This is a genomic window from Acinetobacter calcoaceticus DSM 30006 = CIP 81.8 (genome assembly GCF_000368965.1).
GTDB classification, from domain to species: Bacteria; Pseudomonadota; Gammaproteobacteria; order Pseudomonadales; family Moraxellaceae; genus Acinetobacter; species Acinetobacter calcoaceticus.
Genome location: NZ_KB849779.1, coordinates 425,485 through 440,604 on the forward strand (window position 1 = coordinate 425,485; position 15,120 = coordinate 440,604).

General features: G+C 41.0%; 14 protein-coding genes and 1 riboswitch. Of the genes, 9 read left to right on the forward strand and 5 right to left on the reverse strand.

Going from position 1 to position 15,120, the window contains the following annotated elements:
• From F936_RS04405 to gluQRS, 6 genes are all read left to right on the forward strand, one after another.
• Complete coding sequence (locus F936_RS04405) at nt 1–1,086, forward strand: hypothetical protein (RefSeq protein WP_017390010.1); 1,086 nt, start codon at nt 1–3, stop codon at nt 1,084–1,086.
• A gap of 34 nt (nt 1,087–1,120) precedes the next feature.
• Nucleotides 1,121–1,255: riboswitch (TPP riboswitch) on the forward strand.
• A gap of 88 nt (nt 1,256–1,343) precedes the next feature.
• Complete coding sequence (gene thiC, locus F936_RS04410; RefSeq protein WP_003654459.1) at nt 1,344–3,221, forward strand: phosphomethylpyrimidine synthase ThiC; 1,878 nt, start codon at nt 1,344–1,346, stop codon at nt 3,219–3,221.
• A gap of 75 nt (nt 3,222–3,296) precedes the next feature.
• The gene (locus F936_RS04415; RefSeq protein WP_005045212.1) at nt 3,297–3,932 is read left to right on the forward strand and encodes an NUDIX domain-containing protein; all 636 of its coding nucleotides are present in this window, start codon (nt 3,297–3,299) and stop codon (nt 3,930–3,932) included.
• Nucleotides 3,929–4,741, forward strand: a complete 813-nt coding sequence (gene cpdA / locus F936_RS04420) for a 3',5'-cyclic-AMP phosphodiesterase (RefSeq protein WP_005037307.1) — start codon at nt 3,929–3,931, stop codon at nt 4,739–4,741. Before F936_RS04415 ends, cpdA begins: the two co-directional genes overlap by 4 nt.
• Nucleotides 4,742–4,951: 210 nt before the next feature.
• On the forward strand, nt 4,952–5,488 hold the full coding sequence (dksA, locus tag F936_RS04425; protein WP_004640678.1) for an RNA polymerase-binding protein DksA: 537 nt from the start codon (nt 4,952–4,954) through the stop codon (nt 5,486–5,488).
• Between the two features lies 1 nt (nt 5,489).
• Nucleotides 5,490–6,386: a tRNA glutamyl-Q(34) synthetase GluQRS gene (gluQRS, locus tag F936_RS04430; RefSeq protein ID WP_005045214.1), complete on the forward strand. Its 897-nt coding sequence runs from the start codon at nt 5,490–5,492 to the stop codon at nt 6,384–6,386.
• Between the two features lie 49 nt (nt 6,387–6,435).
• Here gluQRS and ftsW read toward each other — a convergent pair whose 3' ends face one another.
• The 5 genes from ftsW to F936_RS04455 form a co-directional block, all read right to left on the reverse strand.
• On the reverse strand, nt 6,436–7,632 hold the full coding sequence (gene ftsW, locus F936_RS04435) for a putative lipid II flippase FtsW (protein ID WP_003654449.1): 1,197 nt from the start codon (nt 7,630–7,632) through the stop codon (nt 6,436–6,438).
• A 24-nt stretch (nt 7,633–7,656) separates the two neighbouring features.
• On the reverse strand, nt 7,657–9,003 hold the full coding sequence (gene murD / locus F936_RS04440) for a UDP-N-acetylmuramoyl-L-alanine--D-glutamate ligase (RefSeq protein ID WP_005045216.1): 1,347 nt from the start codon (nt 9,001–9,003) through the stop codon (nt 7,657–7,659).
• 160 nt (nt 9,004–9,163) lie between these two features.
• Entirely contained in the window at nt 9,164–9,415 is a 252-nt protein-coding gene (locus F936_RS04445) for a DUF6587 family protein (protein WP_005045218.1), read from the reverse strand.
• A gap of 20 nt (nt 9,416–9,435) precedes the next feature.
• The gene (gene feoB / locus F936_RS04450; protein WP_005045220.1) at nt 9,436–11,289 is read right to left on the reverse strand and encodes a ferrous iron transporter B; all 1,854 of its coding nucleotides are present in this window, start codon (nt 11,287–11,289) and stop codon (nt 9,436–9,438) included.
• Complete coding sequence (locus F936_RS04455; RefSeq protein WP_016801736.1) at nt 11,286–11,549, reverse strand: FeoA family protein; 264 nt, start codon at nt 11,547–11,549, stop codon at nt 11,286–11,288. The genes feoB and F936_RS04455 overlap by 4 nt, the downstream gene beginning before the upstream one ends.
• 143 nt (nt 11,550–11,692) lie before the next feature.
• On the opposite strand from F936_RS04455, the gene xerD reads away from it, so the two are divergent.
• The 3 genes from xerD (at nt 11,693) to F936_RS04470 (ending at nt 15,117) form a co-directional block, all read left to right on the forward strand.
• A complete protein-coding gene (gene xerD, locus F936_RS04460; RefSeq protein ID WP_004640667.1) occupies nt 11,693–12,613 on the forward strand; it encodes a site-specific tyrosine recombinase XerD in 921 nt (306 codons plus the stop codon).
• A gap of 146 nt (nt 12,614–12,759) precedes the next feature.
• On the forward strand, nt 12,760–13,572 hold the full coding sequence (locus tag F936_RS04465; protein ID WP_005045223.1) for a DsbC family protein: 813 nt from the start codon (nt 12,760–12,762) through the stop codon (nt 13,570–13,572).
• Nucleotides 13,573–13,815: 243 nt separating this feature from the next.
• Nucleotides 13,816–15,117 (forward strand): homoserine dehydrogenase, encoded by a 1,302-nt coding sequence (locus F936_RS04470; RefSeq protein WP_004640662.1) that lies wholly within the window; start codon nt 13,816–13,818, stop codon nt 15,115–15,117.
• Nucleotides 15,118–15,120: the final 3 nt, after the last annotated feature.

Genomic DNA, 15,120 nt, shown 5'->3' on the forward strand with positions numbered 1-15,120 from the left:
ATGATGAAAAAATTTCTAATGATGAGTGTGTGCAGCGCCCTACTTTTATCTGGATGTAATAAAACATCGCAGCAAGATCAAGCTGTTTCTAAAGAGCAAAAATCAACTGTACAAAAGCCTGTAAGCAAACCAGATAACGGCTGCATACAGATCAATGCCGCAATACAGAAGATTAATCAGAACAGTAAAATAGAAGACTTAAATCAAATTAATGAGAAGCTAAAAGCATGTGTGCCATCTTTAAAAAATGATGAACAGCTTAAGCTTATTAACGCATCAACTACCATGTATCAACGTTTTCTAAAGCAAGACTACACTGACAAAACAGCCAGAGCTTTTGAAGCTTTTGGCTATGCTGTTTTAGAACAAAAACAACGAGACCCTAAGAAAGTCATCCAAAGCCAGAAAAAATTATTCGACCAACTTAGTCCACGTGACCAATACCTACTTCAACATAATGGTGAAGCCAATATTGACCTCCTTTATCAAGGTGAAGGCATGTTTACTTATAGACGTCAGCCAAACTATCTAGTCGATGTTTTTTCTAAAGCCTTAACCGTGGACCAAAAAGAGTTCTTAACTCGTATGGCCAAAGACAATCAGGATATTTTCTATAACGATGGTGCTTTGGCTGTTTCATGGAAGGAACTTACTGAACGAGCACTTTTTTGGGAAAAATTTACTCAAAAATATCCAAAGAGCCACTTTATTGGTGATGCAAAATTACTCTTTAACGAATATCGCTATTTTATTTTCTTTGGCCTAGATAACACCCCTGTTTCAGATGAATATGCACCGAACACATGGTTTGATAAAGATGCTCTTGAGCAAATCCGTTTTCTATCTACACAGAGCCAGTCGAGTTTAGCGAAACCTGCCCAGCAATTTCTTAAATTTATTACCACGCCTGTAGAAGAGCGCAATAAGCAATTTAAAATAGATCTAACTGAGAAAAATGGCGATAAAAAATCAAATTATCAGATTACTCATGAACAACTTGAGCAGCTATTAAAATTTGATTCGCCATGGAACACTGAAGTCTATCGTGACTGCCATATAGATGCCGTTTGTATAGATACAAATTGACAATGCCAGCCAACCTAAATCATGTTAGTCTGTAATTCGCTTGACGGAGCGCGAGTAATAGCTCGCTGAGATTGTGTAAATTTTGTGTTATCGCAACACAAGTTTGATCACAAGTACCGTTGAACCTGATCAGGTTAAGACCTGCGTAGGAATCAAGCCATCTAAAAACTAAAGCCTCAAATTTATCTAGTAAAGATAAATCCGCCATCGTTTTTGGTCGTGCTTGATTCGTTGATGTTATTCATAAGGATCATGTAATGAACCAGTTAACGAATCTCTCTTCTGTTGAAATTTCAGCGCAACATGAACAAGATGCAAAAGATTTAACTCGCATCTTACCCGCTTCAAAAAAAGTTTATATTGAAGGCTCTCGCCCTGACATTCAGGTTCCAATGCGGGAAATTTCTCTCACCGATACCCCTACTGGTCTTGGTGGCGAACATAATCCCCCTGTTATGGTCTATGACACTTCAGGTGTTTATACCGACCCAAATGTTCAAATTGATTTAGACAAAGGTTTACCTTCAGTTCGCCAAAACTGGATTGAAGAACGTAACGATACTGACGTACTTTCTGGTTTAACTTCAACGTTTGGTCAGGAACGTTTAAAAGATATCCGTACCGCAGATATTCGCTTTGCCCACATTCAAAATCCACGCCGTGCCAAAGCTGGCAAAAATGTCTCTCAAATGCACTATGCCAAGCAAGGTATTATCACACCTGAAATGGAATATATTGCAATTCGTGAAAATCAGCGCCAGCGTGAAGGTGTTGATACGCGCCAGCATCCGGGACAAAATTTTGGTGCAAAAAATTTAAAAGAAATTACACCTGAATTTGTTCGCCAAGAAGTTGCTGAAGGTCGTGCAATTATTCCTGCAAACATTAATCACCCAGAACTTGAGCCAATGATTATTGGCCGTAACTTCTTGGTTAAAATTAATGCCAACATTGGTAACTCAGCACTTGGTTCTTCAATTGACGAAGAAGTTGCCAAAATGACATGGGCAACCCGTTGGGGTGCTGACACCATTATGGATTTGTCGACAGGTAAAAATATTCATGAAACACGTGAATGGATTATTCGTAACTCACCTGTTCCAATCGGTACCGTACCTATTTATCAAGCGCTTGAAAAAGTGGATGGTGTTGCAGAGGACCTGACTTGGGAAATCTTTAAAGACACGCTCATCGAACAAGCTGAACAAGGCGTTGATTACTTCACGATTCACGCAGGCGTATTACTTCGCTACGTACCACTCACTGCAAACCGTTTGACCGGTATTGTGTCTCGTGGTGGTTCAATCATGGCACAGTGGTGTCTAGCGCATCATGAAGAAAACTTCTTATACACACATTTCGATGAAATCTGTGAAATCATGAAAGCCTACGATGTTTCATTTAGCTTAGGTGATGGTTTACGTCCGGGCTGTATCCAAGACGCAAATGACGAAGCACAATTCAGCGAACTTAAAACACTCGGTGAACTCACTCATCGTGCATGGGAACATGATGTTCAAGTCATGATTGAAGGCCCTGGTCACGTACCAATGCACATGATTAAAGAAAACATGGACTTGCAGTTAGAAGTTTGTAAAGAGGCGCCATTCTATACGCTTGGGCCTTTAACGACCGATATCGCTCCTGGTTACGACCACATTACCTCTGCAATTGGTGCAGCCATGATTGGTTGGTACGGCACGGCGATGCTTTGCTATGTCACACCAAAAGAGCATTTAGGTCTACCAAATAAGAAAGATGTTAAAGACGGGATTATTACCTACAAGCTTGCGGCTCACGCGGCCGATCTTGCTAAAGGACATCCGGGTGCACAGGTTCGCGATAATGCCTTATCAAAAGCGCGTTTTGAATTCCGTTGGGATGATCAGTTCAACCTAAGTCTGGACCCTGACACAGCTCGTAGTATGCATGATGAAACCTTACCGAAAGAGGCTCACAAATCTGCACACTTTTGCTCAATGTGTGGACCAAAGTTCTGCTCGATGAAAATCACCCAGAATGTTCGCGACTATGCCAACAACCTCACCAATATTAATACAGAGGTTGAAGAAGGCCTCAAAACCATGAAAGAGGTTTATCAAGAACAAGGACAAAAACTGTATCACAAAGTGTAAATATTCAAAAAAAACACTTGCCTAGCCATGATTCTCAGTTAGGATGAAATAAATAGATTTTATCCTGACTGGCTCATGAGCATTGTTGAACATCCAAGCTATATATCTGAAGATGTCGAAATAACATCCCGTGAATATGTATTCCGCGGTTTTATTCAGGTTGAAAAAGTCAGCCTTCGACATCGTCTATTTAACCAGTCTGAATATACCCCTGTAATACAGCGCGAGCTTATTCAGCGCCCTGAGGCTGCAGGTGTTCTACTCTACAACGATCAAAAACAACAGTTCGCATTGATTGAACAGTTTCGTGTTGGCGCTTTAGATGACTCTCACTCTCCATGGCAACTGGAAATAATCGCAGGCGTGTTAGACGGTGATGAAACACCCGAGAGTTGTATTCGTCGAGAGAGCCTCGAAGAGTCAGGGTGTACAGTTCAGGATTTACAACATCTATTTAGCTTTTATCCGTCAGCTGGTGCGTGCTCGGAGTTATTTCATCTCTATGTTAGCGAAACCGATTTACCTGCTGAAGGCGGTGTTTTTGGTGTAGATAATGAAGGTGAAAATATTCAACTGCACTTATTTAATTATAGTGAAATCCAGACGTTACTCGACAGCGGACGTTTAAGAAATGCTCCTGTCATTATGGCATTACAATGGCTGTCTCAACACATCACAACGATAATAAAATCCGACGAGGTAGGACGGTGACTTTTCAAGTCTCAACACTTTCACAAAAAGACCATGTCATTATACAAATTACCGATACTCACTTATTGGAGTATCCGCACTTAGAATTTGTGGGGATGAATCCTGAAGAAAGTTTTCATGCAATTATTCAACAGATCCTGAAAAAACATCCTGAAACTGATGCCATTATCCATACTGGAGATCTGGCTCAAGCACCAACGCCTATTACGTACAAACGTTATATTCAATATATGCAAACGTTAGGTCTGCCATTTTTTCAGACACTGGGTAATCATGATAACGTTGACCATTTTCCATTGCATAAAGAAAACCATCAGGAACCTGTGGTGATTGGCTTAGGAAACTGGCGTGTTATTTTATTAAATAGTGCGGTACAAGGTCAGATTGATGGACACCTGTCACCAGAACAACTACAAAATTTAGCGACATTACTCGAAGAATTTTCAGATAACCCTGTTTTATTGGCTTGTCATCATCATCCTTTTGCAATGAAATCCAAATGGATTGATCATCACAAGTTACAAAATTCTAATGCATTGCTTACAACATTAGCTCCATTTAAAAATGTAAAAGCTTTAGTCTGCGGGCATGTTCACCAAGACTCACTCAACACTTGGCAAGGAATCGAATTTTTCTCGACCCCATCGACCAGTGTTCAGTTTAAACCGTTTAGTAATGACTTTGCCCTAGACCAAAATGCTCCCGGCTACCGTTACATTCGTCTAAAAAACGATGGTAGTTTTGAAACCGAAGTCTTCCGTCTTGAAAATTTTCAGGGCCTTATAAATACTGATATTTCAGGCTATTAGCTCTATTTTTTATATGCTTATATGCAATTATGACTAGGGTAAACACGTTTTGAAAATATTTACGGGTCGGAATGACTATCATCTTGCAGGAAAAATCTATATGATGACGACCCGATGGTAAAATCCATCGATGGTTTTCTATAAAAACACTTGCATATCACCATATTTTTTGCGTATAGATAATACGTGTATGATGAGGAATGCCCTATTATGGCGAATGACAACCACAACCAAGTTTTGGATGAACATACAGAAGTTGTAGTGGAAGGTGAAAAAGCTTCTGCAAAACGTGCACGTAAAGTGAAACCTAAAACTTCTGATATAGGCACAACTGCAAGTTTATTTGGTATTGCACCTTATCAACCTAAGAAAAATGAAGAGTACATGTCTGAAGGACAGCTCGAGCATTTCCGACAAATTCTGCAAGCATGGAAAGCTGAATTGATGTCTGAAGTTGATCGTACGTTGAATACGATGCAAGACGAATCAACTGCATTGCCAGATGTAAATGACCGTGCTACCCAAGAAGAAGAGTTTGCAATTGAATTGCGTACACGTGACCGTGAACGTAAGTTAATTCGTAAAATCGAACAATCTATGGAAGCCATTAAAAATGAAGACTATGGTTTCTGTGAAACGTGTGGTATCGAAATCGGCTTACGTCGTTTAGAAGCACGTCCAACGGCAACTTTATGTATTGATTGCAAAACTTTGGCAGAAATCAAAGAGAAGCAAAATAACGGTTAATATGACCGAGGTAACTCTTAAAGAGAAACCTAGCTTTGCATATTCAGGCCGGTTTGCGCCATCGCCAACCGGCCCTTTGCATTTTGGATCACTCATTACTGCCGTTGCCAGTTATTGTGATGCAAAGGCCCATCATGGCACATGGCTCGTTCGTGTCGAAGACACAGATATCCCTCGTATTTATCCCGGCAGTGAAGATCATATTCTCACATCACTGGAAGCCTTCCAGTTCGAACCCGATGCAGAAATCATCTTTCAAAAAAACCGTTTAGACATTTATGAAAGCGTATTAGACCAACTTAAAAAAGAGGGTCTTATCTATGCTTGTCAATGTACGCGCAAAATGCTGGGTTCAAATGCAATCTACGCCGGAACTTGCCGCAATCTAGGGCTTGATTTTCAAGGACAAGCGATTCGGGTAAAAGTTCAAGATCAACAGATCTGTTTTGATGACCGACTACAAGGAATTCATTGCTCTAATCTGCAACACGACCTTGGAGACTTTGTTCTTAAACGCCGTGACGGGATTATTAACTATCAACTTGCCGTAGTTGTTGATGATTATCTGCAAGGCATTACCCATGTCGTTCGAGGCGCAGACCTATTAGATAATACTGAACGGCAGATCTGGCTTGGTGAGCTCCTAGGTTACCCTAAACTAAGCTATATGCACCTCCCCCTCGCCATGAACGATCAAGGGCAAAAGCTTTCTAAGCAAAACCTTGCTCAAGCACTCGATTTGTCAAAAGCTCCTCAATTGCTGCAACAAGCAATACAAGCACTAGGACAACCTAACGTTGATTTAGACCAGCCTAAAGTTATGCTTAAACAAGCAGTAGCGCAGTGGAATGTAGATTTAATTCCACATGTAGAGCAGCTGAGTGGAACATATCTATAAATAAAAAAACCCGATATCAAATCGGGTTTTTTAATACCTAAATACTCAACTAGAAGTTTGATTCTTCCCTTTCTGGGTTAACTTCTTGTGTTGAAGCATCAATCTTTAAGATCAAGCTAATCATCGCAGCACACATCATTAAAGATGTACCACCATAACTAATAAATGGCAGAGTCAAACCTTTAGTTGGCATCAACCCCATATTCATACCCGCATTTACCAAGATCTGGAGCAAGAAAATAATACTAATGCCGTAAGCCAAATAACCTGCGCGAAGGTAATGATGTTTCAATGCACGATGACCAATTTTGATACAGCATGCTAGCATCGAGAAAGATAATATAATGACAATCGAAATACCAAAGAAACCGAACTCTTCGCCTAACACTGCCAACATAAAGTCAGTATGTGCTTCTGGCAAATAAGATAGCTTTTGTACACTGTGCCCTAAGCCTGTACCAAACCATTCACCACGGCCAAAGGCCATTAACGCATTTGATAACTGGTAACCAACCCCTAATGGATCTGCCCAAGGGTCAGTAAATGAAATCAAACGCTGGAAACGGTAAGGCTCAAACAAAATTAAAAAGACAATACCGGTTACAATCGCACCCAACATAATTAAGAACTGTGTTGGCGGCGCACCAGCTAAAAAGAACACACCAACCATCATCAATACAATTACGATCGTAGCACCCAAGTCAGGCTCAGCAATAATCAAACCGACCGTGATTGCCATAACCCCACTTAAACGCAATAAGCCTTTCCAATGAGTACGAACCTCTTTGGCACGGCGCACAACGTAGTCTGCGGTAAAGATTGCCATCATGACTTTGGCAACCTCGGTTGGCTGCAAAGTAAAGCCACCGATCTTAATCCAACGTGTAGAACCATTGACTTCTGAACCCACTACTAAAGCAGCAAGCAAAAGAACCATCGTCAACAACCACAACGGGAAAGTATTTTTAAACCACGTATTAAGTGATATCCGATAGGTCAAATAAGCCACCACAGCCGCAGCGACAATCGAAATACCATGACGAATCACATAGTGAAACGGGTTTTCATGCATATATTCAGCATAGGGCATCGAAGCAGATGCGACCATCACTGAACCGATACACAATAATGCAACGACACAGAAAATCAGGACATTACGTGGCGTCACTTCCGCTGGCCATTTAGGCAATATCCGTTCATACCAATGATTGATTTTCTGGATTGTGGTCTGAGCTAAGCCTGCCATACTACATTCCTAATCATGTTTTCTTTAAACCAACGAATTGACGCAGGCAACAAACTGCTGACCACGGTCATTATAACTTTTAAACATATCAAAACTTGCACAGGCTGGTGATAACAACACCACATCTTCAGCTTGTGTTTCACGTTGACACAGCTCTACAGCTTCTTTGAGCGTTGCTGCATGCAAAATTTTGGTTGCACCCTGAATTGATTGTTCAATGACTGAAGCATCCTCACCAATCAATACCACAACTTTGGCATATTTTTCGATAGAAGAACGTAATGGAGCAAAATCTTGACCTTTGCCCTGTCCACCCAAAATCAAGGCAACCTTACCCTTTTTAACCTCAATTGCAGCACCTAAACCATCAATTGCTGCAAGTGTAGCACCAACGTTAGTCCCTTTAGAGTCATTGTAATAACGCACATCATGTACAGTTCTCACATACTCACAGCGGTGCTCTAATCCTTTAAACTGTTTTAACGTTTCAAGCATAGATTCCATCGGTAAGCCAATTGCTTCACCTAGCGCCAAACAAGCTAAAGCATTGGCTACGTTGTGCATGCCTTGAATATATAAATCCGAGCTTTTAATTAAACGCTGTAGGCCTCGCGCAAGCCAAAGCGCACCATCACCATCTCTTAAAACACCATATTGATTTAAGTCTGGAGCATTTAGACCAAAGCTTTGCATTGGTGTTGTATCAGGAACAAGAGGACGACTTAAAGCATCATCACGGTTAAATATGACTTTTTTAACGCCTTGGAAAATACGGTGTTTTGCTTGGTGATAACCCCACATATCGCCGTGACGATCTAGGTGATCTTCACTCATGTTCAGAACCACAGCAACCTCAGCATTTAAATGAGATGTGGTTTCTAACTGAAAACTTGATAGCTCAAGTACAAGCAACTCTGGTTGATCTTTTAGTAAGTCTAGAGCTGGGCGTCCAAGGTTTCCACCAACAGCAACTTTCTTACCTGCATCTTTAGCCATTAAGCCAATTAAAGTCGTTACTGTACTTTTCGCATTAGAACCCGTAATCGCCACAATAGGTACTTCGGTCGCACGGCGTAATAATTGAATGTCGCCTACAACTGAAATCCCTTGAGCAATAGCTGCCTGAATTTCTGGTAATTGCGGTGCAAGGCCTGGGCTTAAAATAATTTCTTCTGCTTGTAATAATAATTCTTGGTCAAGTTGACCGAAACTGGTTTTAACGCCAGCTGGAATCTGGTCATAACCAGGGGGCGTGGGACGAGAATCCGTTACTGCAACTTGGTAGCCTTGTTCATGCAGGAAATTAACAGCAGAAACGCCTGATATTCCCAAGCCTGCGACAACTTTTAATCCACCACGTTGTATTAACATTTTTGCCCCACAATTTATCAATCGACAGAATGGCAAAAATGTTAGCACTTTGCTGTTTTGAATGCTTTTTCAGTTTGAACTTTATTCATCTTTTTTTGTGTCAGTGCGTAAAAAAGCCATCAATATGATGGCTTTTTAGACGAAACAAGAAATACTAAATTTATTGCCATTTAATCGGCTTAATTTCTTGAACTGTATTCGTAGGTTTATCTTCACTTGAGCAACCACAGCCGCCAGCACAGCCAAAGGTCATTTTTGGCTTAAGCCATTTTGCCAAGGTTGTCCAACCCTGCTTTTCACAAAGTGAAGAGAGTGTAGAAAAGACTGAATTTGCTGTTTTTGGAAATACTTTCTTAAAAACAACAACAGCACTCCAACTCACTAAAACCGCAATAATCAGATATTGAATCATGTACAACCTCCTTTCTTGCCTTAACCCCAATAGTGGGAAGCAATTTGATAGGTAACAAACGATGCCAAATAAGCCAAGCCGAACAGATATGCAGTCATGACAGCAACATGTTTCCATGAACCTGTTTCACGTCGTACCGTTGCCAATGTGGCCAAACAATGTGGAGCATAAATGAACCACACTAAAAGCGATAATCCTGTTGCAAAAGACCAACCCGAGCCATCTGCACTAATCAGATGTGACAAACCTTGAGCTACAGCATCGTCACTCGTTGCAGACAAGGCATAAACTGTACCTAATGCTGCCACTACAACTTCACGAGCTGCCATTGCTGGAATTAAAGCAATACAGATTTGCCAGTTAAAACCAATTGGAGCAAATACAGGTTGAATAAGATGTCCGAGCATACCGGCAAAACTATAATCTATCGCAGGTAATGTCGCCCCTTCTGGTGGCTGTGGGAAAGTACACAAAAACCAGAGCAAAATAGAAAGCGCAAAAATGATTCCACCGACACGTTTCAAGAAGATCTTCGCGCGATCCAGCAAACCAATTCCCACACTTTTTAAATCGGGGAAACGATAACTCGGCAGCTCTAGCAGTAAAGCATGCTGTGACTTATCTTTTTGCAAAAACTTCATTAAAAATGAAACGCAAAGAGCACTCACAATACCAGCCATATACAGACCAAATAGCACCAGACCTTGTAAGTTGAAAATACCCCAGATCATTTTCTCTGGAATAAAGGCCGCAATCAGCAAAGCATATACGGGTAAACGTGCCGAACAGGTCATTAAAGGTGCAACCATAATGGTCGTAAAACGATCACGAGGGTCACTAATACTACGCGTTGCCATAATTCCCGGTACTGCACAGGCAAAGCTTGAAAGTAAAGGAATAAAAGCTCGCCCACTTAAGCCAGCTTGAAACATTAATTTATCAAGCAAGAATGCTGCACGCGGTAAATAACCTGATTCTTCTAATACTAAAATGAAGAAGAACAAGATTAAAATTTGTGGCAAGAACACAACTACGCCACCTGCACCCGCGATAATTCCGTCAACAACCAAACTATGCAGTAGGGGCTGTGTAATCACGCTTCCTATTACTTCACCCAACCAGCCGAAGAAGCCTTCAATGCCATCCATGAATGGAGCTGCCCAGGCAAAAACTGCCTGAAACACAATAAACATCATGAGGGCAAGGCTAAGTAGGCCTAAAACTGGGTGTAAGAAAATTCGATCTAGAAAATCAGTACGCTTATCTCCCTGATCGACATATTGAACAACATCTTTAAAAATCATATCGATTTTTTGATGATGCGTCCCAGTCAAACCACTCAGTTCTGTTTGTGGCACACTGTATTTTTCTTGATCAAGGGCATGTAATAAATTTTCAATACCCGCATTACGAACAGCAACTGTTTCAACGACTGCTACGCCCAAACGTTGAGACAACTTTTGAGTATTAATTTGGATGCCACGACGACGCGCTTCATCCATCATATTCAGTACAAGCAAAATCGGACGGCCAAGCTCGATCATTTCGAGCACTAGCCCTAAATGCAATTTTAAGTTAGTCGCATCGACTACACATAAAAAAGCATCTTGCTGACCTTCTTCGGCGATCTTACCCAAGCAAACATCACGGGTAATAACCTCATCAGGACTGGTTGCATTTAGACTATATGTACCCGGTAAATCGAGTACACGCACTGCACGCCCTGAAGGTAACTGAAAATGACCTACTTTACGCTCGACCGTTACGCCCGCATAGTTTGCGACTTTTTGTCGAGTTCCAGTTAAATGGTTAAAAAGAGAGGTTTTACCACAGTTTGGATTTCCCACAAGGGCAATACGTAACGCATCACTCATGCGGGTACTCCTTCTTCTACTTGAATTTCGATTTTGTCCGCTTCTGCTTTACGCAAAGCGAAACGAGTAAAGCCAATTTGGATCAAGATCGGATCACCACCAAAAATACCCTTGGTAATCACTTCCACTCGTGTGCCTGGAACAAAGCCCAGACTTTCCAAACGAATTGCGACCAAATCCTGCTGCTCGGACTCTACTGATATCCGATTCACTTTGCTGATGGTCGCCGCTTGCTTCACTTTTAAAGCTGATAAACGCACCGCATCCGATCCTAAACCTTTTTTTCTAGTATACATATAAATGAGAATAATTACCAAATAAGGTTAAATTTCACTTCCTATTCAGTTTAATCGACAAACCTTAAAGTTTCTTTTACAGTACAGAGGTTTAGAGGATGTAGTGTATGTTAAATAAAAAACCGCGTATTCCAAGCCCTGTTCAAATTCCAGAACATTTAAGCTTTTTACAAGGTTTTCGCGACTATCTCGTTGCACAGACTGTTAGTCCACATACACGTAATGCTTATTTATCTGACCTCATTCAATGCAGCGAACTCCATAAAAAAAATGCTCTTCCACAATGGTCAAGTGATGATATTGCCGATGTTCTTATTGAACTGACAAAAGCAGGAAAAAGTCCCCGCTCAATTGCACGGTGTTTATCTGCCCTACGTCAGTTTTACAAATTTTTACGTGAACAGAAGTTACGGAGTGACAATCCGGTTGCGACCCACCACTCTCCTAAAATTGGGCGAGCATTACCTAAAGATCTATCTGAAGAAGATGTCGAATCACTGATTCAAGCACCAGATATCAATACAGCACTTGGCTTACGTGACCGAGCAATGTTTGAAGTGCTTTATGCATGTGGTTTGCGTGTTTCAGAATTACTTAACTTGCGTCTGGAACTCATTAATTTAAAACAAGGCTATTTACGTGTTACAGGTAAAGGCAATAAAGAACGTTTGGTGCCACTAGGACAATTTGCCTGTGAGTGGGTAGAACGCTATTTGAATAATGCTCGGCCTCAACTCTATAAAAGCTCGACTGACTATCTCTTTTTAACCCAACATGGCGGGATTATGAGTCGACAAAACTTTTGGTATGCCATTAAACGCTATGCGCTACAAGCCAATATTCAAGCTGAACTCTCCCCTCACACCTTACGCCATGCATTCGCAACGCATCTGCTCAATCACGGCGCAGACTTACGCGTCGTGCAAATGTTACTGGGTCATAGCGATTTATCTACAACACAAATCTATACACATGTAGCACAAGTCAGAATGCAACAATTACATGAAAAACATCACCCTAGAGGATGATAAAGCTTTCAAGCTCCACGCAAGTATTTCATATCAATCGTTTGATTTCGTTCACAAAGGTTAAGAAAGTTTTAACAATACACGTTAGATTTTTTGGTATGCTTAGCAGCTTCTGACTATAAATACTGATGAAATAAGGGTTATCTATGTCTTTTACCCGCTCTCAAATTTTTCTTGCCTGTACTTTGGCATCTAGCCTTTTGTTCAGTGCTTGTTCTAAAGAAAACAAACCACAAAAAGAAGATGCGCTCACAGCGACTGCACCTGCTACAGGGGAAGCTTCAACCATTATCGAGCGTAATGCCAAGCAGCGTTTAATCGAAACTTTGCAAAAACAATTTAAGAATGCAAATATCAACGCCAAAATTTTAGATATTAAACCGACTGAAGTTCCAAATTTATATTGGGTGAATCTTGAAGGGATGACATCAGTTTATACAACAAGTGATGGTAAATATTTAATTCAAGGTGATGTTATCCGCTTAGGAGGCAAAGAGCTTCATAATATTGGTGACTCACTTCAAGCATCAGAAAATAAAAAGCATCTTGCCGCTTTAAAAAATGAAGATCTTATTGTCTACCCTGCAAAAGGCAAGGCTAAGCACGTGATCTATGTGTTTACCGATGCAAGCTGCCCTTATTGCCATAAGCTACATGAGCACATACCCGAAATTAATGAAAAGGGTATTGAGATACGCTATATCGCTTGGCCACGCGGCGAACAATTTATGCCGACCATGGAAGCTGTATGGTGTAGTGCAGATCGTAAAGCTGCCTTTAATCAAGCAGTACAAGGTATCAACATTCCACCTGCTCAATGTAAAAACCCTGTTCGAGAGCAATATCAACTTGGCTTGAATATGGGTGTAAATGGTACACCTGCTATTTACAATGCTGATGGCGAGTACTTGGGTGGATATCTAACACCAGATGAATTAATTAAACGTCTGGATAAATAACATCCTTTAAGCTGATGAATGATTAATCATCTATCTCTTAAGAAAAGCGCTGCTCTTATTGCAGCGCTTTGTTTTTTCAATAATTAATACTTTATCCACCTGTGTTTAAAGACTGATCTACTCTTGTTTTCCAAACATCGCACTTTAATTCATTGAACAGGCACTAAAAGCGCTAGAGTCTGGCGTTTTTTTTAGCTATGATCTAGCTTCAACTAAATGATTAAATGATGAATGGAGTGTGACGTGAAACCAGTTCGCCTGGCAATACTCGGTCTAGGAACCGTAGGTGGAGGAGCCCTTAAACTACTACAAGAAAATGCCGCTGAAATTAAACGTCGCACCGGTCGAGAAATTCAAATTACCCACGTTGGAACACGCCGCCCTCGTCCAGATCTCGAATTAGAAGGGATTAAACAAAGCGCAGATTTACTTGATATCGTTCGTCAACCAGATGTTGATATGGTTGTTGAAGTGATGGGTGGTATACACCCTGCTTACGAAGTCATCATGGAAGCGATCAAACACGGCAAACAAGTCGTTACTGCAAATAAAGCTTTACTCGCTGAACATGGCAACGAACTATTTAAAGCAGCTGAAGATAATGCTGTACAAATCGCTTATGAAGCAGCAGTTGCTGGCGGTATTCCAATTATTAAAGTCATCCGTGAAGGTCTTGCTGCAAACCATATTCAATGGTTGGCAGGTATCATTAACGGCACAGGCAACTTTATTCTGACCGAAATGCGTGAGAAAGGTCGTGCATTTGATGATGTATTAAAAGAAGCTCAAGAACTTGGTTATGCAGAAGCAGATCCAACGTTTGACGTTGAAGGTATCGATGCTGCGCACAAACTTACCATTTTAGCGTCTTGTGCTTTTGGTATTCCGCTTCAGTTCGATAAAGTCTATACCGAAGGTATTAGCAAAATTACTGCACAAGATGTGAAATATGCCGAGGATCTCGGTTTCCGCATTAAACACTTAGGTATTGCCCGCCGTGCTGAAAAAGGTATTGAGTTACGTGTTCACCCAACACTCATTCCAGATGAGCAGCTTATTGCGAATGTAAATGGTGTTAAAAATGCCGTTTTAGTTCAAGCACATGCTGTAGGCCCTACACTCTATTACGGCGCTGGTGCTGGTGCTGGTCCAACTGCTTCTGCTGTTGTTGCAGATGTAATTGATATTGTCCGTGATATTTCTTATACCGAAGATGGTGCGGGGACGATTCCTCAACTTGCTTTTGAAGCATTAACAAATGTGCCAATTTTAAGCCGTGAAGAAATGACCACAGGTTATTACATCCGCTTAAATGCCGAAGATCAAACTGGCGTACTTGCAGATGTCACTACAATCTTAAGCCGTGCTGGAATTAGTATTGATGCCATCATGCAACAATCTCGTTTAAAAGACCTTATTCCAATCGTGATTCTCACCGATCCAATCGTCGAATCTAAAATGGATGAGGCACTTGCACAAATTCAAGCCTTACCTGCAATTCGTGGCGAAATCGTAAGAATTCGTTTAGAATCGCTCGATAGTTAATCA